20 protein-coding genes are annotated in these 18,434 nt (G+C 62.5%); 14 read left to right on the top strand and 6 right to left on the bottom strand.

What is annotated here, in order from left to right; genetic code table 11:
• Nucleotides 1-2 precede the first annotated feature (2 nt).
• The 11 genes from cheY1 to visR all read left to right on the top strand — a co-directional run bounded on the left by cheY1 (nucleotide 3) and on the right by visR (nucleotide 10,061).
• Entirely contained in the window at nucleotides 3-368 is a 366-nt protein-coding gene (gene cheY1, locus ACE04I_RS11185; protein WP_046794221.1) for a chemotaxis response regulator CheY1, read from the top strand.
• Nucleotides 369-384: 16 nt separating this feature from the next.
• Nucleotides 385-2,667 (top strand): chemotaxis protein CheA, encoded by a 2,283-nt coding sequence (locus ACE04I_RS11190; protein ID WP_046794222.1) that lies wholly within the window; start codon nucleotides 385-387, stop codon nucleotides 2,665-2,667.
• Between the two features lie 3 nt (nucleotides 2,668-2,670).
• Entirely contained in the window at nucleotides 2,671-3,138 is a 468-nt protein-coding gene (locus ACE04I_RS11195; RefSeq protein ID WP_046794223.1) for a chemotaxis protein CheW, read from the top strand.
• Nucleotides 3,135-4,043 (top strand): protein-glutamate O-methyltransferase CheR, encoded by a 909-nt coding sequence (gene cheR, locus ACE04I_RS11200; RefSeq protein ID WP_046794224.1) that lies wholly within the window; start codon nucleotides 3,135-3,137, stop codon nucleotides 4,041-4,043. Before ACE04I_RS11195 ends, cheR begins: the two co-directional genes overlap by 4 nt.
• Nucleotides 4,040-5,080, top strand: a complete 1,041-nt coding sequence (gene cheB, locus ACE04I_RS11205) for a protein-glutamate O-methylesterase CheB (RefSeq protein WP_046794225.1) — start codon at nucleotides 4,040-4,042, stop codon at nucleotides 5,078-5,080. The genes cheR and cheB overlap by 4 nt, the downstream gene beginning before the upstream one ends.
• A complete protein-coding gene (locus tag ACE04I_RS11210; protein ID WP_037158816.1) occupies nucleotides 5,081-5,470 on the top strand; it encodes a response regulator in 390 nt (129 codons plus the stop codon).
• On the top strand, nucleotides 5,467-6,021 hold the full coding sequence (gene cheD, locus ACE04I_RS11215; RefSeq protein WP_046794226.1) for a chemoreceptor glutamine deamidase CheD: 555 nt from the start codon (nucleotides 5,467-5,469) through the stop codon (nucleotides 6,019-6,021). The genes ACE04I_RS11210 and cheD overlap by 4 nt, the downstream gene beginning before the upstream one ends.
• A 42-nt stretch (nucleotides 6,022-6,063) precedes the next feature.
• Complete coding sequence (gene cheT, locus ACE04I_RS11220; RefSeq protein WP_046794227.1) at nucleotides 6,064-6,450, top strand: chemotaxis protein CheT; 387 nt, start codon at nucleotides 6,064-6,066, stop codon at nucleotides 6,448-6,450.
• Between the two features lie 155 nt (nucleotides 6,451-6,605).
• Nucleotides 6,606-8,279, top strand: a complete 1,674-nt coding sequence (gene fliF / locus ACE04I_RS11225; protein WP_046794228.1) for a flagellar basal-body MS-ring/collar protein FliF — start codon at nucleotides 6,606-6,608, stop codon at nucleotides 8,277-8,279.
• A 288-nt stretch (nucleotides 8,280-8,567) separates the two neighbouring features.
• The gene (visN, locus tag ACE04I_RS11230; protein WP_052760388.1) at nucleotides 8,568-9,302 is read left to right on the top strand and encodes a transcriptional regulator VisN; all 735 of its coding nucleotides are present in this window, start codon (nucleotides 8,568-8,570) and stop codon (nucleotides 9,300-9,302) included.
• Between the two features lie 9 nt (nucleotides 9,303-9,311).
• Nucleotides 9,312-10,061: a transcriptional regulator VisR gene (visR, locus tag ACE04I_RS11235; protein ID WP_046794230.1), complete on the top strand. Its 750-nt coding sequence runs from the start codon at nucleotides 9,312-9,314 to the stop codon at nucleotides 10,059-10,061.
• A gap of 42 nt (nucleotides 10,062-10,103) precedes the next feature.
• Here visR and ACE04I_RS11240 read toward each other — a convergent pair whose 3' ends face one another.
• From ACE04I_RS11240 to motA, 6 genes are all read right to left on the bottom strand, one after another.
• Nucleotides 10,104-10,544, bottom strand: coding sequence for a hypothetical protein (locus ACE04I_RS11240; RefSeq protein WP_046794231.1), 441 nt, complete (start codon nucleotides 10,542-10,544; stop codon nucleotides 10,104-10,106).
• A gap of 5 nt (nucleotides 10,545-10,549) precedes the next feature.
• Nucleotides 10,550-11,626: a flagellar biosynthesis protein FlhB gene (gene flhB, locus ACE04I_RS11245; RefSeq protein ID WP_046794232.1), complete on the bottom strand. Its 1,077-nt coding sequence runs from the start codon at nucleotides 11,624-11,626 to the stop codon at nucleotides 10,550-10,552.
• Nucleotides 11,627-11,792: 166 nt separating this feature from the next.
• Entirely contained in the window at nucleotides 11,793-12,842 is a 1,050-nt protein-coding gene (fliG, locus tag ACE04I_RS11250) for a flagellar motor switch protein FliG (protein WP_046794233.1), read from the bottom strand.
• A gap of 27 nt (nucleotides 12,843-12,869) precedes the next feature.
• Nucleotides 12,870-13,394 carry a flagellar motor switch protein FliN gene (gene fliN / locus ACE04I_RS11255; RefSeq protein ID WP_046794234.1) on the bottom strand — a complete coding sequence of 175 codons (525 nt, stop codon included), beginning with the start codon at nucleotides 13,392-13,394 and terminating at the stop codon, nucleotides 12,870-12,872.
• 73 nt (nucleotides 13,395-13,467) lie between these two features.
• Nucleotides 13,468-14,421 (bottom strand): FliM/FliN family flagellar motor switch protein, encoded by a 954-nt coding sequence (locus ACE04I_RS11260; protein ID WP_046794235.1) that lies wholly within the window; start codon nucleotides 14,419-14,421, stop codon nucleotides 13,468-13,470.
• On the bottom strand, nucleotides 14,418-15,287 hold the full coding sequence (gene motA, locus ACE04I_RS11265) for a flagellar motor stator protein MotA (protein ID WP_046794236.1): 870 nt from the start codon (nucleotides 15,285-15,287) through the stop codon (nucleotides 14,418-14,420). The genes ACE04I_RS11260 and motA overlap by 4 nt, the downstream gene beginning before the upstream one ends.
• Before the next feature lie 199 nt (nucleotides 15,288-15,486).
• Here motA and ACE04I_RS11270 point away from each other — a divergent pair, with 199 nt between their 5' ends.
• Genes ACE04I_RS11270 through fliI form a run of 3 tightly spaced genes read left to right on the top strand, consistent with a single transcriptional unit; the run spans nucleotide 15,487 to nucleotide 18,421 of the window.
• Nucleotides 15,487-16,266: a DUF1217 domain-containing protein gene (locus ACE04I_RS11270; RefSeq protein WP_046794237.1), complete on the top strand. Its 780-nt coding sequence runs from the start codon at nucleotides 15,487-15,489 to the stop codon at nucleotides 16,264-16,266.
• Between the two features lies 1 nt (nucleotide 16,267).
• Nucleotides 16,268-17,002 carry a flagellar basal-body rod protein FlgF gene (gene flgF / locus ACE04I_RS11275; RefSeq protein ID WP_046794238.1) on the top strand — a complete coding sequence of 245 codons (735 nt, stop codon included), beginning with the start codon at nucleotides 16,268-16,270 and terminating at the stop codon, nucleotides 17,000-17,002.
• A gap of 21 nt (nucleotides 17,003-17,023) precedes the next feature.
• The gene (fliI, locus tag ACE04I_RS11280) at nucleotides 17,024-18,421 is read left to right on the top strand and encodes a flagellar protein export ATPase FliI (RefSeq protein WP_046794239.1); all 1,398 of its coding nucleotides are present in this window, start codon (nucleotides 17,024-17,026) and stop codon (nucleotides 18,419-18,421) included.
• Nucleotides 18,422-18,434 lie beyond the last annotated feature (13 nt).

Here is an 18,434-nt window from a genome sequence, read left to right on the forward strand (position 1 = left end):
GCATGAAGAAGAAAGTGCTGACCGTGGATGACTCGCGGACGATCCGGAACATGCTTCTGGTGACGCTGAACAATGCCGGCTTCGAGACCATTCAGGCCGAGGATGGCGTGGAAGGCCTCGAGGTTCTCGAAGGCGCCAACCCCGACGTCATCGTGACCGACATCAACATGCCGAGGCTGGATGGCTTCGGTTTCATCGAGGGCGTGCGCCGCAACGAGAAGTACCGCGCGGTGCCGATCCTCGTGCTGACCACCGAAAGCGACCAGGAAAAGAAGAACCGGGCGCGCCAGGCCGGTGCGACCGGCTGGATCGTCAAGCCCTTCGACCCCGCGAAACTGATCGATGCGATCGAGCGTGTAACTGCCTGAACCGGGATTTCCTCCGATGGACATGAACGAAATCAAAGAGATCTTCTTTCAGGAATGCGAAGAGCAGCTCGCTGAACTGGAATCCGGTCTTCTCAAGCTGAACGACGGGGATCGCGACCCCGAGACGGTGAATGCCGTTTTTCGCGCCGTTCATTCCATCAAGGGAGGTGCTGGCGCCTTCGGGCTCGATGACCTCGTCTCCTTCGCGCATGTCTTCGAGACGACGCTGGATTGCGTCCGCTCCAACCGCCTGGAGCCGACACCCGACGTGCTGAAGGTGATGCTGAAATCGGCCGACGTGCTGGCCGATCTCGTGACAGCCTCGCGCGATGGAGGCAGCGTCGACGCCGCGCGCAGCCGTGGCCTGGTGAAGGAACTCGAGGCGCTTGCCAATGGTGAGCTGCCGGCCCCTTCCGTTCATACCGAGGCGGCCGCTGCAAAGCCGGCCGAGGCCGCTCCGCAGCCGACCGATGAAAGCGGCTTCCAGCCCATTCCGTTCTCCTTCGACGGGTTTGACGAAGAGGACGAGGTGACGCTCGAAGGCTCCGCCTATGAGATCGTCTTCAAGCCTCGCCGCGAGCTCTATTCGAAGGGCAATGAGGCGGCACTTCTCCTGCGCGACCTTTCCCGCCTGGGCGAGATGAGCATCCATTGCGATACGGACGCGCTGCCTGCCCTGGACCAGATGGACCCGGAGGAGGCCTATTTCGCCTGGAAGATTTCGCTGAAGACGACCAGGGGCGAGGAGGATATCCGGACGGTCTTCGAATTCGCCGAATGGGATTGCGATCTCGAGGTGAAGCTCGCCGAACCGGCTCGTCCGGACGAAGAGCAGCCGATGGTGCCGGTTCCCTTCGATCTCTCGATCCTGGACGAGACGCCCACCTCGGAAGAGGAAAGCGAGGAGCCCTCGGCCTCCGGAATCGTCGCTGCTACTCTCGCGGCTGCCGAGACCGCCACGAACGTCACGCGGCTTGCGAGCGTCGCGGCGCGCGTGGCCGAGCGGCAGGAAGCGTCGGCGGCCGCCGCCGCACCCGCGATTGCCGCGCAGAACACGGCCGCCGCTTCCAGCGCCGGCCAGACGATCCGCGTCGATCTTGACCGTGTGGACCGGCTCATCAACCTGGTGGGCGAGCTCGTCATCAACCAGGCGATGCTTTCCCAGAGCGTCATCGAGAATGATGCGACCGGCACCTCCTCCATCAACATGGGTCTCGAGGAGCTGCAGCAGCTCACCCGCGAGATCCAGGATTCGGTCATGGCGATCCGCGCCCAGCCGGTGAAGCCCGTCTTCCAGCGCATGTCACGCATCGTCCGCGAAGTGGCCGACATGGTGGGCAAGTCGATCCGCCTGGTGACCGAGGGCGAGAACACGGAAGTTGACAAGACGGTCATCGACAAGCTGGCCGAGCCGCTCACGCACATGATCCGCAATGCCGTAGACCACGGTATCGAGACGCCTGAGAAGCGCGAGGCCGCCGGCAAGTCCCCGGAAGGCACGATCAAGCTCACCGCGAAGCATCGTTCGGGCCGCATTCTCATCGAGCTGCAGGACGACGGTGCCGGCATCAACCGCGAACGCGTGCGCCAGAAGGCGATCGACAACGACCTGATCGCGGCGGATGCGAACCTCACCGACGACGAGATCGACAACCTGATCTTCATGCCGGGCTTCTCGACCGCCGACAAGATTTCCGACATTTCCGGCCGCGGCGTCGGCATGGACGTGGTCAAGCGCTCGATCCAGGCGCTCGGCGGCCGCATTTCGATCTCGTCCAGGCCGGGACACGGCTCCACCTTCACCATGAGCCTGCCGCTGACGCTCGCCGTGCTCGACGGCATGGTCGTGACGGTCGCGGGCCAGACGCTGGTGGTGCCGTTGACGGCGATCGTGGAAACGCTGCAGCCGGAAGCCTCCGCCATCCATTCCTTCGGCGCGAACCACCGGCTGATTTCGATCCGCAATTCCTTCTGCCCGCTGGTCGATGTCGGCCGTATCCTGAACTTCCGCGCCATCCAGGCGAACCCGGTCGAGGGCGTCGCGCTGCTGGTGGAATCGGAGGGCGGCGGCCAGCGCGCCCTGATGGTGGATGCCATCCAGGGTCAGCGCCAGGTGGTCATCAAGTCGCTCGAAGCGAACTACACCCATGTGCCGGGCATCGCGGCCGCCACCATTCTCGGCGATGGTCGCGTCGCCCTCATCCTGGATGTCGATGCGGTCGTTGCGGCCTCGCGCGGCCAGGCCCTTAAACCGGAATTGGCGCTGAAGCCTGAAATGCCTCTTGCAGCCGCGGGATAATCCATGTCGTACGCCGTGAAGAATCTGACCCAGGGAAGCCGCGAACTCATCGCCTTTCGCATCGGCGAGCAGGAGTTCTGCGTGAACATCATGTCGGTCCGGGAAATCCGCGGGTGGACGCCCGCAACCCCCATGCCGCATGCGCCTGCCTATGTGCTGGGCATCATCAACCTGCGCGGCGCGGTGCTGCCGATCGTCGATCTGTCGGCCCGGCTCGGAATGAAGCCGACCGAGCCCTCTCCCCGCCACGTCATCATCGTGGCGCAGGTGAAGAGCCGGGTGGTGGGCCTGCTGGTTGAGGCCGTTTCCGACATCCTGACGGTTACAGACGAGAACATGCAGCCGGTGCCGGAAATCTCCTCCGATATCGAGAAACAGTATGCGCGGGGCATTCTCGCCATCGAAAAGCGGATGATCTGCATGATCGAGCTGGATGCGCTCTTCCCCGAGAAGGAAAGCGAAGCCGCATGACGTCCCTGGGCCTTGCCGAAAGCCGGCAGCATCCCGATGAGATCATGGCGAACGGAGAATATCCGCTGACGCGCCGCGATCTCTCCGAAATCGCGGCGATGATCTATTCCGATGCCGGAATCTATCTGAACGAATCCAAGGCCTCGCTGGTCTATTCGCGGCTGTCGAAGCATATCCGCGCGCTCGGCCTCAAGGGTTTCCGGGAATATTGCGCGCTCGTCGCCTCGCCGGAAGGCGCGGTCGCCCGGCGCGAGATGCTCTCGCATCTGACGACCAATTTCACCCGTTTCTTCCGGGAGAACCACCATTTCGAGCACCTGCGTGATCACGTACTGCCGGGGCTCATTGCCCGTGCGAAGAACGGCGGCCGCGTCCGCATCTGGTCGGCGGCCTGCTCGGACGGGCAGGAGCCCTATTCGATCGCGCTGACGGTTCTTTCCATGCTGCCGAACGCGGCCGATTACGACTTCCGCATCCTGGCGACCGATATCGACCCGAAGATTCTCGCGGCTGCAAAGGCCGGCATCTATGACGAGGGCGCGCTGGAGACGGTCTCGCCGCCCATGCGCAAGCAATGGTTTCGCGAGGTGGAGGCGGGCGGCCGCCGCAAGTTCCAGGTCGATGACCGGGTCAAGAAGCTCATCACCTTCAACGAGCTGAACCTGATGGCCCAATGGCCGTTCAAGGGAAATTTCGACGTCATCTTCTGCCGCAACGTCGTTATCTATTTCGACGAGCCGACGCAGATGAAGATCTGGTCGCGCTTCGCAGCACTCCTTCCGGAAGGCGGCCACCTCTATATCGGCCATTCCGAGCGCGTCTCGGGAGACGCCAAGCATCTCTTCGACAACACGGGTATCACCACCTACCGCCATATCGGCAAGAACGTGGGGAGGAAGGCATGAGCGCCCCTGCACGCGTTCTCGTCGTCGACGATTCCCCCACCATGCGCGGGCTGATCACGGCCGTGCTGAATTCCGATCCGGAAGTCAACGTGATCGGCCAAGCCGGCGATGCGCTCGAAGCGCGCGAAGCGATCAAGCGGCTCGATCCCGACGTGGTGACGCTGGATATCGAAATGCCGAACATGAACGGCCTCGATTTCCTCGAAAAGATCATGCGGCTGCGCCCCATGCCGGTCATCATGGTTTCGACGCTGACCCATAGGGGCGCGGACGCGACGCTCGCGGCACTCGAGATCGGCGCTTTCGACTGCGTCGGCAAGCCGGTTCCGGGCGATGTCCGGCCGTTCGTCGATCTCGCAGAGAAGGTAAAGGCGGCGGCCCGCTCGCAGCGCCGCGGCCGCAGTCCGGTTTCCGCTCCCGCCGTCACGCCGGCTGCCGACTACAGGGTCGGCCGCAAGATCGTGGCGATCGGCTCATCGACCGGGGGCGTGGAAGCACTGATCACGGTGCTGCAGAAGTTCCCGAAGAACTGCCCGCCCACCATGATCACTCAACATATGCCGCCCACGTTTACCAAAAGTTTTGCGGAGCGGCTTAATCGTATCTGCGCTCCCGTGGTGCAGGAAGCGACCGATGGCGCGCGGCTGGAGATCGGCAAGGTCTATATAGCGCCAGGTGGCGACCGGCATCTCCAGGTGGTCAATCCGTCGGCCCCGAGCTGCCGCCTTGTCGAGCGGGAACCGGTCAACGGCCACAGGCCGTCGGTGGATGTCCTGTTCGATTCGGTCGCGGAACTCGCCGGCCGCAGCGCCGTCGGGGTGATCCTGACGGGCATGGGCCGCGATGGAGCGGCCGGACTGCTCCGGATGCGCAGCGCAGGCGCGCGCACCATCGGGCAGAACGAAAAAACCTGTGTGGTCTACGGCATGCCGAGGGTTGCCTACGAGATGGGAGCCGTCGAGCAGCAATTGCCGCTGGGCTCCATCGGAGAAGAAGTTTTGAAATTAACTGCCGCCCGGAAGGAAGGTACCGAATAAATGTCTCTCGCGGAAAAAATCAAAGTCCTGATCGTCGATGATCAGGTGACCAGCCGCCTGCTGCTCAGCGACGCTCTGACCCAGCTCGGTTTCAAGCAGATCACCGCCGCCGGCGATGGCGAGCAGGGCATGAAGATCATGGCCGAACAGCCGCATCACCTAGTCATCTCGGATTTCAACATGCCGAAGATGGACGGCATCGGCTTCCTGCAGGCCGTCCGCAGCAATCCGAACACGAAGAAGGCCGCGTTCATCATTCTGACCGCTCAGGGCGACCGCGCACTCGTGCAGAAGGCCGCCCAGCTCGGCGCCAACAACGTTCTCGCCAAGCCGTTCACCATCGAGAAGATGAAGGCAGCCATCGAGGCCGTGTTCGGAGCGCTGAAATGACAGACGCCGCCGCGGCCAGGCGTGTCCACATCATCCAGGGCGAGTACAAGGTCGAAAACGACCCGAACGTCGTCCTGGCGACGATATTGGGCTCATGCGTGGCTGCCTGTCTTCGCGATCCGGTCGCCGGTGTCGGCGGCATGAACCATTTCCTGCTCCCCGGCTCCGGAGGCGCGGCAGCCTCCGGCGGGGATGCGACGCGCTATGGCGTGCATCTGATGGAACTGCTGATCAACGGTCTCCTGAAGCGGGGAGCCCGACGCGACAGGCTGGAGGCGAAGATCTTCGGCGGCGCGAAGACCATTGCGAGCTTTTCGAACGTCGGTGAGCAGAACGCGGCCTTCGCCATGCAGTTCCTCAAGGACGAGGGCATTCCGGTGGTCGGCTCGTCCACCGGGGGCGAGCACGGCCGCAAGCTCGAATACTGGCCGGTCAGCGGCAGGGCGCGCCAGTATCCGCTCACCGGCGCCGAAACGCAGAAGACCGTGGCCATGGAGCAGCGCCCGGTGCGCGCGCCCAAGCCCGCCGAAAGCTCCATCGAATTCTTTTAGCCCTGAAACGCTCTAAGCAATGCCTTTTCCGGCGAGGAAACCATGAACGAAGTCGTCACACACGCCGCCTCTACCGAGGAATCCCTTCCTGAGGTCCTGATGCGGCTGGTTTCCGAACTCCACGACGTCGCCTATCTCATCGAGCGCGTCGAGCCGCAGCTGCTCGAGCTTGGCGGACCCGACGTCCTCCAGTCGCCGGAGAGCATCAAGGTACTGCAAGGCATCGATCTCGCCGTCCAGAAGACGCGGGGGCTCGCCGAATTCATCGACACCATCACCGCTACCATTCCGGACCAGTGGACCGTAGACGTGTCCACCGCGCTCAGCCTCGTCAAGCTTGCCGACATGCGCAAGGCGCTGGCGAACGGGCTCCGTCACGGTCATTCCCAGCCGCTCGGCAAGGCAGCCGGCGATTTCGATTTCTTCTGATTGCGGGCCTTCTTGCACGGCTGGCTATAAATCACCCGCCACTTTTCACCGTCCCATGAGCGTCGAGCGCACTCGTCCGAAACGCTCGCACAAGCTTCGCTTCCTAGGGTGAGCCTGGAAAAGGCTCTATTTCCTTGTTTGCGATGTGGGACAGAATGAATCTGTTGGCTCAATTTTCACCTGTTTTCAAGAATCTGGCGGGTCTCGGCCAGACGCGGCTCATTGCGTTGGCCGGTGTCGGCGTGCTGTCGATCGCGATCGTGCTCGCGGCGGCGATTTTCGTGAACAAACCCGCCTATGAGACCTTGTATGTGGGGTTGGAAACCACCGACCTGAACCAGGTGAGCATGGCGCTTGCCGAAGCCAGCCTGCCATTCGAGGTCGGCCCGGACGGGACGAGTATCCGGGTGCCGGTCGGCAGCACGAGCAAGGCGCGCCTTCTGCTCGCCGAGCGCGGCCTGCCGAACAGCGCCAATGCCGGTTACGAACTCTTCGACAATGTCGGTTCGCTCGGTCTTACCTCCTTCATGCAGGAAGTCACCCGGGTGCGGGCGCTCGAAGGGGAGATCGGCCGCTCGGTCCAGCAGATCAACGGCGTGTCCGCCGCCCGCGTCCACATCGTCATGCCGGATGTCGGCAACTTCCGGCGCGGGGAGCAGAAGCCGACCGCCTCCGTCATGATCCGTGCGAGCACGTCGGCCGGCCGGAAGGCCGCGGCAGCGATCCGGCATCTGGTGGCCTCCGCCGTGCCTGGTCTCGATGTCGATGACGTCACCATTCTCGATTCCACGGGCCAGTTGCTGGCCGCCGGCGACGAATACGGTAACAACGAACTCAACCGGTCCCTGAACATCGTCCAGACCGTCCAGCAGGAAGTCGAGTCGAACATCGACAAGGCGCTTGCGCCCTTCCTCGGAATGGACAATTTCCGCTCCAGCGTGACGGCCCAGCTCAACACCGACAGCCAGCAGATCCAGGAGACGGTCTTCGATCCGGAATCGCGGGTCGAGCGTTCGGTGCGGGTCACCCGCGAAGAGCAGCGCTCGCAGCAGTCCCAGAACGATTCCGCGACGACCGTCGAGCAGAACGTGCCCCAGGCCGCGCCCGAGCCGGGCGGAGCCGCCGGTCCCCAATCCTCCGACCAGTCGAACAAGCGCGAAGAGCAGACCAATTACGAGATCAACTCGAAGACGGTCGCGACCACGCGTAACAGCTACCAGATCGAGAAGCTCTCGGTGGCGGTTGTGGTCAATCGTGGCCGGATCGCCAAGATGGTCGGCGAGCCCGCGGACCAGGCCAAGATCGATGCCTATCTCGCCGAGATGCAGAAGATCGTGACCTCGGCCTCCGGTCTGAACCCGGAGCGCGGCGACGTTGTTACGCTGACGGCAATGGACTTTCTCGAGACCCAGCTTCTGGATGAAGCTGCGGGCGGCCCCGGCGTCATGGAATCGCTCAGCCGCAATCTCGGCACCATCGTCAACTCGCTTGCCTTCGTCGCGGTCGCCTTCCTCGTGGTCTGGCTCGGCATCCGTCCGCTGGTGCGCAGCGTCACCGGCACCGGCGTTGCAGCGGAGACGACGGCGGACGCAGCCGGCCTGGAACTGCCCGACTTCTCTCCGGCCGGCGGCAGCCCGGGACTCATGGAAGGTTTCGGCGCGGACTTCGGGTTCGACAGCTCCGACGATCTTCTGGGCGGAGGCGACGAGGGCGGCTTCAACCGCCGCCTCAAGGAAGGTCCGGAACGGCGTCTCTCCCGCATGGTGGAGATCAGCGAGGAGCGCGCCGCCAAGATTCTCCGCAAATGGGCGGTCGACGAAGCGGCCTGAGCAGCCTTCACAAAAAAATGATCAGCATGGGCCGGACAAAATCCGGCCCATGCCTTTTAATGCATGTGTACATTCGGTCCACGACAGGCGTATCAGTAGACGCTGTCGTCCAGGCCACAGGAAACGGCGGAAGCTCCAATGGCGATTCCCCGGACGTTTCCTACAATGCTCTCGATTTAATGAGACGCGCCGAACCATGATGGTGGGCCTGCGGGAATGCGGCAGCGAGTATTTTGTTGGAGGTGAACTTGCCGGGACATGCGTCCCTGCAAGGCGATACAGATAGGAATGGGGTTGTTGGGGGCAGACACGGCATCGGAGGGGCGACATTTGGAGCCCACGGACACCAAGGCCTTGTCGCGCGAACAGCTGGCCCGGCGGATCACTGTTGCCGCGGGCGCCAACAACATCCAGGCCGTCATGCGCATCCTGGCCGATTATGTCGGGGCCTCACACTTCCTGCTCGCCAGATACGACCTCATTCAGGAACAGGGCCTCGATTTCATCGTCACCTCCAACTGGCCCTTCGATCTCGTTCGCAGGCTCGGATCGGAACTTGCGAGCGGTTACTCCCGCTCGACCGAGCTGGAAAAATGCCTTTCCCTGCTGACGCCGACCTTCTCGGTGCTGCCGGAAGATGCGCAGGTTCCGCATGAACTCGGCAGGCGATATTGTTCTCTTACCTTCTGCGTCGGGCGCACGCGCTTTTCCCTGATGCTGCTGTTCCTCGAAGGAGCCATCCTGTCCCAGGAGCGCCTGCGTGAGATCGGATTGCTGGCGGCCTACGGAGCGAGCTTCGCGGAGAGCAGGGATGTCCGCTCCGAGCGGGATTTCGAACTGACGGAACGCGAGCTCGAATGCCTGTTCTGGATCGCGGAGGGCAAGACCAGCGACGAGATTGCCGTCATTCTCGGTATCTCGCGCAATACCATCAACAACTACATCACCAGCGTGATGCGCAAGACGGCGACGAAAACCCGCTCCGAGGCGATTGCCTATGCGGTGCGGAACAATCTGGTTTAGGCGGGGCATATGGCGTATACACGCGGCGGTTCAGAAGGCCAGGGGGGCATCCAGTATCTGCGCCTCCAGCGCGCTTCCAGCCGATCGGATATCTTTCCGAAAATGATCGCCATGCAGAAGAATCTGAAGGCCCGCAACTTCGCGGTCTTCCGGATCGCCGGCGCCGGCCTGCCGAACAAGCGCAAGCTGGTCTGCGAGCTGGAGAATTGGGGCGCGGGCGGTCTCGAGAACGGCAACAGGCTCATCGAAGGCTATGGCGAGGTTTTCCTCGAACATATGGAACTCTCGCTGTTGCCGCTGATCTGGCGCGGCGCGGACGCAACCGGGGCCGGCTCTGCCGAGGCTGGCGAACTTTCTCCCCTTGTCCGCCGGCTCGAACCGGACGTGGTGCCGGTTTCCGGCGTCGCCTTTCCGGTGCGGCTCGGCGCGCTCGGCAACGGCTATGCCGTATTCCTCGGCAATTCGATGGATCTGGGAAGCGATGCCATCATCGAGCAGCATATCCGCAGTTGCCAGGTGATGATGGACCTGCTGGCCCTCGACGAAAAGCGAAGCGTGCCCGCCGAATCGCTCAGCGAGCGCGAAATCTCCTGTCTGCAGCTCGCCGGTGACGGCAGGATCAGCGAGGAGATTGCCGAAATCCTTGGGCTTTCGGTTCACACCGTCAATGCCTATCTCGGCTCGGCGACCATCAAGCTGGATTCGGTCAACCGCATCCAGGCGATCGCCAAGGCCATCCGGCTCGGCTACATCAACTGACGCAGGCCGTCGGTCCGCGTCAGTCCGTACTGCATTAGATGGCTAAAACACCGCCGCGGAGGATTCGCTCCGCATGAATTGCGCTTCCGCAAGGCTCCGCTCCAGAAAAGCGGTGTTCTCCTCCGGGCTCTCCGACGGATCGTGAAAGGCGATGTGATCGATCTCGATGCCCGCCTGCGCGTCGGTCAGTGTCAATCGCGCGTAGACGTTTATGCCCGGCGGCTTGATCTCGAGGTCGAGGATGACCTCCGCGGGACCGCTCCATTCCAGCCTGTATTCTCCGCCGGCGCCGAAATTGACGGTTCCGGGGTGGAAATAAAGCTCCGCGGCCGAGGCGACCAGGTCGGAGAGATTGCCGTAGCATTCGAAGCGCAGCAGGGAAATGAGGTCTGCGGCGTCGAGAAGGCGCAATTCCGTCGCCACGGGGCTCAGGGCTCGGGCGAGGATCTTTTCACGTTCTGTGGAATGGGAGCATTTCTTCATGACGCCTAGCGTGTCCGTTGCTTGAGCGACCGGGTTGCGTAGACCCGGTGCACGAGTTCTGCCACTGCCTTGTAGAAGGCTGGTGGTATGACACTATCTACCGAGACTTGCGCAAACATGGAGCGCGCAAGCGGCGGGTCCTCGAAGACGGGGATGGCATTGGCCTCCGCGATCTCGCGAATTTTCAACGCGATGAGATCCTGGCCCTTGGCGACGACGATCGGCGCATCGTTTTCTTCCCGCACATAGCGGAGCGCCACCGCATAGTGGGTCGGGTTGGCGATCACCAGCGTGGCGCGGGGAACATTGTTGATCATGCGCCGGCGGGCGCGGTCGCGCGCCACGGATCTCTGGCGGGATTTGACCAGCGGATCGCCCTGCGACTGCTTGTGTTCGTCCTTCACTTCCTGCTTCGTCATCTTCAGCTCGGTGAACCAGTGATGGCGCGTCCAGAGGAAATCGATGACCGAAAGCACGGCGGTCGACAGCAGGATGACGACGACCATCTTGCGCGTGATCGTATCGAGCTTGACGAGAATCACCTGCGGATCGGAAAACATCGCGTCCAGCGAGGCGAAGAACTCGCCCCGCAGCGCGAAATACATGATGATCGAGACGACGACGATCTTGAATACCGATTTGCCGAACTCGATCAGGCCCGGCAGGCTGTAGATGCGCTTGAAGCCCTTGGCCGGCGAAAGCCGTGACGCCTGCGGCCTGATTCGCTCGAGCACCAGTGACGGCATGTTCTGCGAGATCGAGGACACGATGCCGAATACGATGAAGAGCAGCATGGCGGGCGCCAGCACCGCGGCGGCGGCCCAGGCAAGATGCACGCCGAGCGAAATCAGGTCCTGTGTATTCTCCAGGCGCCATTGATCGGGCTGCTCGAAGAGGTCCTTCAGCGTTTCGCCGAGTTGCGAGACGCTTGAGGGAAGAAAGAAGACGAGAAAGAGATAGAAGGCGAGCGTCGAGGCGAAGATCGTCACCTCGCGGGAAAAGGGCACATTGCCTTTCTCGGCCGCCTCGGTCAGCTTCTTGGCTGTCGGGCTTTCTGTTTTGCTGTCTTTATCGTCCGACAAGGCTCATCCCTGCACGCGAATCGGCTCCCTGCCTCGCTTCACGTTATCTCATTGCCGGCTAAATCCCATTCGGGACGGCAAAAAGCCTGTGTACGAGAGTGCCAAAACGGCAAGGGCGGAACCGGCATCAGCCCGCTCCGCCCCTTAATAGTTTTCATATTCAGGCTCAGGCGGCTTCCGCGGCCTTCTCGTCCTCGGTCTTCTCCTTGAGCAGGATCTGGCCGGAATTGGAAAGCCGGATCGCTTCCTGGGCGATGGCGCGGCGGGCGATGGCGATCTCGCGCGGGTTGAGCGGCGCGCCGAGAACTTCCAGATCGGACTCGATCATGCGGCGCTGGCGAGGGCTGATCGCCGAAAGGACGCATTCCTTCATCTCGACCGTCGCGCCGCGCAGCGCCATGGTCAGCACGTCGGATGCCACGTCGTTGAGCAGAAGAACACGGCTGCGTTGCGGCATGTACAGAAGGTCCTCGAAAAGGAAGATCTTCGGGCGCACCTTGGTCGCGGCTTCCTTGCTGATCGATTCCAGCGAGGTGAGAAGCGTATCGACCTGCGGCTTTTCGAGCTCGTTCATCAGCTCGGCGACCTTGTTCGTGCCATTGGAGTTGCGCTCCGCCTCGATGGCCTTGGTAAGCTCGACCACCCGGTTCTCGATGATCTGCGCGGCCTTCGGGCTGACTTCCTTCATGTTCACCGTGCGGTTCATGACATCGGCGCGGCGGCTTTCGGGAAGCTTGAGCAGAACCTTGGCGCCGAAGGAGGAAGGCATCATCGAAAGGATGTAGGCGATCGTCTGCGGGTGTTCGCGCGAGACGAACTTCGCCACGAATTCCGGCTCGGCTTCCTGCAGCTGATCCCAGATGGAGGCTTCATAGGCCTGGAAGGCCGTGCGGCGGCCGAGCAGCCCGTCGACTTCTTCCGGCGTCAGGCCTTCCTCCAGGATGGCCTCGATCGCCGTGGCATTGTCCATGAGGCCCGTGCCTTCGGTGAAGAGGTCCTCGAATTCGTTGACGAGCTGGGCGAGCTCGTCCGGCGGGATTGCCCGGAGCGTCTGCGCCGAAGCGATGATCCGCTGCAGTTCGTTCTGGGTGAAATACTTGAGAAGTTTGCCGGCGACGCCCTTGCCCATAGCGAGGAGGACAGCCGCCGCCTTTTCAGTATGGGACAACGGCTTCTCGGCGACTGCACCGCCACCGAAATCGTCAAAGTCCATCATGGCCTTTCCTCTCTGTCCCCACAGGGATCAGGTTCTTCTCGTGCTCAGCACTTCCGTCAGTTTCACGCCGAAGCGCGTGTCGTCGTGTTCCAGCACGGTGATTTCACCCTTGCCGATCCGGCGTCCGTTGACGGTGATTTCCACGGGCTCGCCGATCCTCTTGTCGAGGGCGATGGTCGCGCCTTCCTCGAGGTTCATCAGACCGGAGACCTGCATGCGGCTGGAGCCGAGGACGATCTCCACGTCGATCGGGATATCCATGATGAGGTCGAGATTGGCGTTGAGCGCGCTGCCAGGTTGCGGCATGGCTTCCGCGGAAGCGGAGAAATTCTCGCTACCGAAGCCTGCGCCGTTCATGTCGAACCCGCCGCCGAAGGCCGGGGTCTCGGCGGCGGAAAAATCGCTGCCGCCGATGTCGAAATCGGCGGGCGGCACGTCGGCATCGGCCTTCAGCACGCCGCGCAGATCGTCGATGGCCTGATCCAGTGCGACTTCATTGCCGACCGGCATCAATGCGTCGTCTTCGGTAAGGGGTATTTTCTTCGTAGCCATGCGATCATTATTCCCATTGAAACTTGCGTCAGCCTGCCCTTGGCGAATGAGACATGCACTCGGCTTGCGAGGCTCATCCCATAAGGTGCTTCAGGATCTCGTCGTCGGTGCTGATATTGTCCTTCACGCGGACCGTATAGCGCTCGCCCGAACGCCCGAACTCGCACGAATACATGTCCTTGCCGTTGGCGCTCACCCGAACCTGCACGTCTCCCTTGTCCTTGAAGGCGATGATATCACCCACCGCGAGCCGGGAAACCGTACCGAGCGTCAGGGCCTGCAGGCGGATCGTCGCCTCGAGCGTCACCTGGGACCGGCGGACTTGCTCTTCCATCCGCTCGGTCCATTCCTGCTTGCTCTTCGAAACCTGCCCTTTCGATCTCGGTGCGACCACCTTGGTCTTCAGGAAGGCGCGCTGGGGAATGATGAGGGCGAATTCCGAAACGACCGGGCCGAGCTCCAGCCCCATGCGGATCGCGACGCCGTATTCGAGCGGAGCGGCCTCGTCCGGCTGCGGCCGGTCTTCCGCATTGAGGGGCCGTTCGAGGCTAGCCTCGAAGCCGCCGGGCGCGTTGACGCCGGAGCGCAGAACATTCGCCATACGATCGAACACCATGGACGCAAGGTCGAGTTCGATATCGGAAAGCGGCCGCTCGATCGGCTGTTCGACGGTATGAGGACCGGCGCCCAGCATCAGCTCCATCAGCGCGATCACGAAACTGTTGCCGCAGGCGAACACGAAATTCGGGCACCAGTTGCGCAAGGTCCCGTCGGTAAGAGCGAAGGTATCCCCCAGGTCGGCGATCAGATCCGGCATCAGGCCGGATGTGCAGCCCTGATAGGAGACGGCGATGTCGATGCCGGTTTCGCTCTGGAACACGTCGGGGAAGAATTCGGTGTAGAGCTGCGCGAACTCGCCGCCGATCCTCTCGACCGTATTTCTGTCGCCGAGCCCTCCCGTCAGCTTCGCGAGAAGGGCGTGGTTCATGGCTGGTGGTGTGCTTCGCATCGCCTGGCTCATCGTCATGCCGCCTTTTCACCGCCCGGATTCATCATTTCCTGCTCGACGGAGTCGATCGACGGGCGCTCCTTGTTGGAAATCGTCTTGCGGCCGTATTCCAGAGCGACCTGCGGCACCGAGCCGTTCATGTAGGCGAGCAGGGTCTGCTTGACGATGATGTAGAGCCGGTGCTGCTTGTTGCGCACGATCTTGATCTGCGAGGCGAGCGGGTTGCAGACCGAGTAGGAAAGCACGATGCCGAGCATGGTGCCGACGAGGGCCGCGCCGACCAGGCCACCGAGAACTTCCGGCGATTCGTTGATCTTGCCCATCGCCTTGATGACGCCGAGCACGGCCGCGACGATGCCGATGGCGGGGAAGCTGTCTCCCATGGCGGTGATCGCGTGATACGGCTTCATCTTGTCGTGGTGCATGGTCTCGATTTCCTCGTCCATCAGCGCCTCGATCTCGTGGCTGCGGGCATTGCCGATGATGATGAGGCGCACGTAGTCGCAGATGAACGCGGTCAGTTCCTTGTTCTTCAGCACGGCTGGAGCGGACAGGAAGATCGAGGATTCTTCCGGGTTGTCGATATGGGCTTCGATCTCGTTGCGCGATTTGGTGCGCAGGTCGCGCATCAGCGAATAGAGCACGCCGAGAACGTCGAGATAGTCCCGCTCCTTGGGCACGACATTCCTGAAGGCTTCGCCCAGCGCCTTGCCGGAATCCTTCACGACCTTCATCGGGTTCGCCATGATGAAGCCGCCGATCCCCGCACCGCCGATGATCACCAGCTCGAACGGCTGGACGAGTACGTCGATGTGGCCGCCCATCGCCATGTAGCCGCCGATGATGCAGCCGAAGGTGATGACGAAACCGATGATAATGTTCATCCCATACCTGCGCTTGGTCGTTGTCCAATGCTCTCGGGATAAGGCGTCTGGCTTGCGTGAGGCTGGTTGGCCAAGCGTTTTCACCTGCGGGAAACGGAACAGTTTCGCGCAAGTCTTTTCCCATAGCTTCGGCAGGATCGGACCGGATTGCCGGCCGTAGAGCGATCTCCCGCGTTTTCCACGAATTTGGGCGAAGAAGATGATCACGACCTATGTCAGCTATACCCTGATCAGCCGCGACCTTCCGAAGTCGCTGGCCCGCGTCGCCGAGAAGCCGGATGTGGCGCGCGAGACGGAATATTATCTTTCCAAGATCGGCAGCATCAAATCGGTCGACGAATTCATGGCCGACAGCCGCCTTTATAACTATGCGCTGAAGGCGCATGGCCTGGAGGACATGGCCTATGCCAAGGCCTTCATGCGCAAGGTGCTGACCGAGGGCAACCGCGACGAGAACGCCTTCGCCCGCCAGCTGTCGGACAGCCGCTATGCGTCGCTGGTCGAATCGCTGAATTTCGAGACTCACGGCGCGGCGGCGACATCCTTCGAACGGGCGCAGAAGGGCGTGGTCGACAAATTCCAGCGCCAGACCCTGGAAGAGGAGGCGGGCGAGGAAAATCCCGGCGTGCGGCTTGCGCTTTATTTCGCGCGCACGGCTCCTTCCATCAAGTCTGGCATGGAAATCCTTGCCGACGACGCGCTCACGGAAGTGGTGCGCACCGTCCTCCAGATGCCCGTCGAGATGGCGTCGCTCGATGTCGACCGCCAGGCGGCCTTCATCGAGGAGGCTCTGAACATCGAGGATTTCCAGGATACGACGAAGGTCAACAAGTTCCTGGAGCGCTTCTCGGCCATGTGGGAGCTGCAAAATCCCTCCGATACCGGAACGAGTGCATCGGCGCTTTTTGCTCCCGCGTCGCAGGGGATCTCGCCCGATCTGCTTCTTTCCATCAATAACCTGAAACTCGGAGGCAAATGACATGCAATCCGGACTTTACGTCGGCATTTCTTCGCAGATCGCGCTGGAGCGCCGCCTGAACACGATCGCCGACAACATGGCCAACATGAACACGGTCGGGTTCCGGGCGACCGAGATCAAGTTCGACGAGGTCATGAGCAAGACGCGCAACGAGCAGAACGCCAAGATCGCATTCGTGACACAGGGCAACGACTATCTCGCCACGCGCACCGGGCAGTTGCAGCAGACGGGCAATCCGCTCGATTTCGCCGTCAAGGGCGATGCCTGGTTCGCGCTCGATACGCCCGCCGGCCAGGTGCTGACCCGTGACGGCCGCTTCACGATGGACGAAACCGGCCAGCTCCGCTCGATCCGAGGCTTTTCCGTTCTCGGTGCCGGCGGCGCGCCGATCCAGCTGAACCGCGACGGTGGTCCGCCGAGTGTCGGCGCCGACGGCATCATCATGCAGGACGGCCGGCCGGTCGCCAATCTCGGCCTCTTCACCGCAGACGTTTCGCAGGGCTACCTGCGCTACGACAACAGCGGCGTGATCCCCGTTCAGGCGCCGCAGCCGGTGGTCAACAATTTCGAATACGGCGTGGTCCAGGGCTATGTCGAGCAGTCGAACGTCAACGGCCTCGGCGAGATGACCGAGCTGATCCAGGTCAACCGTGCTTTCGAGAGCATTTCCGCCCTGATGCGGGATTCCGAATCCTCCTTCGGCGAGGCGCTCAGGACCCTCGGCGGCGCCCGATAAGGCTGAGAGAGACAACGGATCATGAGCATTCAGGCAACGGTATTCGAAACGGCAAATGGCGGAAGGCTGGCGCAGCTGGCCGGGCTCACGACGCGTTATGCCGATCCGGCGTTCTCGGTCGCGCCGGGCGGGCATGTGCGCACCATCGCTGCCGGGCACTATACCGTTGCAGGGCTTTCGCGGCATGTGCGGCTCGGCGAGTTCGTGGCGCATCGCAGCGCCACCGGCATCCATCTTGGCGAAGTGGTGCGCGTCGAACCCGACCTCGTCTATGTCTGCCCGATCGAGCCCGGCGAACCGATCGGCATCGGCGATACCGTCATCCGCAAGGGCGCCTTTCGCGTCGCGCCCGACGATAGCTGGTGCGGCCGCACCATCAATGCCCTTTGCGAACCGATAGACGGCAAGGGGCCGCTCTCGAAAGGCCTCGATCCGCGTTCGATTTCCAGCACCGCGCCGCCTTCCATGACGCGCAGCCGGGTCGAGACCGGCTTTCGCACCGGGGTGCGCGCGATCGACATCTTCTCGCCGCTCTGCCTCGGCCAGCGTCTCGGCATCTTCGCGGGCTCGGGCGTCGGCAAGTCGACGCTGCTTTCGATGCTGGCGCGCGCCGAAGCTTTCGACAAGGTGGTGATAGCCCTCGTCGGCGAGCGCGGCCGCGAGGTGCGCGAATTCATCGAGGATACGCTCGGCGAGCATATGTCGAAGTCGATCGCCGTCGTTGCGACGAGCGATGAAAGCCCGATGCTGCGGAAGATGGCGCCGCTGGTCGCAGTCACCATCGCCGAGCATTTCCGCGACAAGGGTGAAAACATCCTCTTCATCGTCGACAGCGTCACGCGTTTTGCCCATGCGATCCGCGAGGTGGCGGTCGCCTCCGGCGAGCCGCCGGTGGCGCGCGGTTATCCGGCCTCCGTCTTCACCGAGCTTCCGCGCCTTCTCGAACGGGCGGGGCCGGGCGTCGAAGGCACGGGCACGGTGACGGCGATCATCTCGATCCTCGTCGATGGCGACAACCACAACGATCCGATCGCCGATTCCACCCGCGGCATTCTCGACGGCCATATCGTGCTCGACCGCAGCCTGGCGGAGGAAGGGCGCTATCCGCCGATCAATCCGCTGGCATCCATTTCCCGTCTCGCCCGCAAGGCCTGGACACCGGATCAGGAAAAGCTGGTTTCGCGGCTGAAATCGCTCATCCATCGCTACGAGGAGACGCGCGATTTGCGGCTCATCGGCGGCTATCGCACCGGCAGCGATCCCGATCTCGATATGGCGATCAAGCAGGTGCCGGTGATCTATGACGTGCTGAAGCAGACGCCGGGAGAAAAGCCCGCGCCGGATGCCTATGCCGATCTTGCGACGGCGCTCAGGGCTGGCGCGGGTCAGCCGCCGGCACCGCCCGCCAGACAGAGGTAGCAGATCGTGAAGA

Source organism: Rhizobium moroccans (assembly GCF_057559155.1).

What these genes read in the sequence shown, in the direction of transcription:
- ACE04I_RS11195 (WP_046794223.1), top strand. Translation starts at nt 2,671, where the DNA reads ATGTCGTACGCCGTGAAGAATCTGACCCAGGGAAGCCGCGAACTCATC.
- fliF (WP_046794228.1), top strand. Translation starts at nt 6,606, where the DNA reads ATGAATCTGTTGGCTCAATTTTCACCTGTTTTCAAGAATCTGGCGGGT.
- cheT (WP_046794227.1), top strand. Translation starts at nt 6,064, where the DNA reads ATGAACGAAGTCGTCACACACGCCGCCTCTACCGAGGAATCCCTTCCT.
- fliI (WP_046794239.1), top strand. Translation starts at nt 17,024, where the DNA reads ATGAGCATTCAGGCAACGGTATTCGAAACGGCAAATGGCGGAAGGCTG.
- ACE04I_RS11260 (WP_046794235.1), bottom strand. Translation starts at nt 14,421, where the DNA reads ATGACGATGAGCCAGGCGATGCGAAGCACACCACCAGCCATGAACCAC.
- fliG (WP_046794233.1), bottom strand. Translation starts at nt 12,842, where the DNA reads ATGATGGACTTTGACGATTTCGGTGGCGGTGCAGTCGCCGAGAAGCCG.
- visR (WP_046794230.1), top strand. Translation starts at nt 9,312, where the DNA reads ATGGCGTATACACGCGGCGGTTCAGAAGGCCAGGGGGGCATCCAGTAT.
- motA (WP_046794236.1), bottom strand. Translation starts at nt 15,287, where the DNA reads ATGAACATTATCATCGGTTTCGTCATCACCTTCGGCTGCATCATCGGC.
- cheR (WP_046794224.1), top strand. Translation starts at nt 3,135, where the DNA reads ATGACGTCCCTGGGCCTTGCCGAAAGCCGGCAGCATCCCGATGAGATC.
- cheD (WP_046794226.1), top strand. Translation starts at nt 5,467, where the DNA reads ATGACAGACGCCGCCGCGGCCAGGCGTGTCCACATCATCCAGGGCGAG.
- ACE04I_RS11270 (WP_046794237.1), top strand. Translation starts at nt 15,487, where the DNA reads ATGATCACGACCTATGTCAGCTATACCCTGATCAGCCGCGACCTTCCG.
- ACE04I_RS11210 (WP_037158816.1), top strand. Translation starts at nt 5,081, where the DNA reads ATGTCTCTCGCGGAAAAAATCAAAGTCCTGATCGTCGATGATCAGGTG.
- cheY1 (WP_046794221.1), top strand. Translation starts at nt 3, where the DNA reads ATGAAGAAGAAAGTGCTGACCGTGGATGACTCGCGGACGATCCGGAAC.
- ACE04I_RS11190 (WP_046794222.1), top strand. Translation starts at nt 385, where the DNA reads ATGGACATGAACGAAATCAAAGAGATCTTCTTTCAGGAATGCGAAGAG.
- fliN (WP_046794234.1), bottom strand. Translation starts at nt 13,394, where the DNA reads ATGGCTACGAAGAAAATACCCCTTACCGAAGACGACGCATTGATGCCG.
- ACE04I_RS11240 (WP_046794231.1), bottom strand. Translation starts at nt 10,544, where the DNA reads ATGAAGAAATGCTCCCATTCCACAGAACGTGAAAAGATCCTCGCCCGA.
- visN (WP_052760388.1), top strand. Translation starts at nt 8,568, where the DNA reads ATGGGGTTGTTGGGGGCAGACACGGCATCGGAGGGGCGACATTTGGAG.
- cheB (WP_046794225.1), top strand. Translation starts at nt 4,040, where the DNA reads ATGAGCGCCCCTGCACGCGTTCTCGTCGTCGACGATTCCCCCACCATG.
- flgF (WP_046794238.1), top strand. Translation starts at nt 16,268, where the DNA reads ATGCAATCCGGACTTTACGTCGGCATTTCTTCGCAGATCGCGCTGGAG.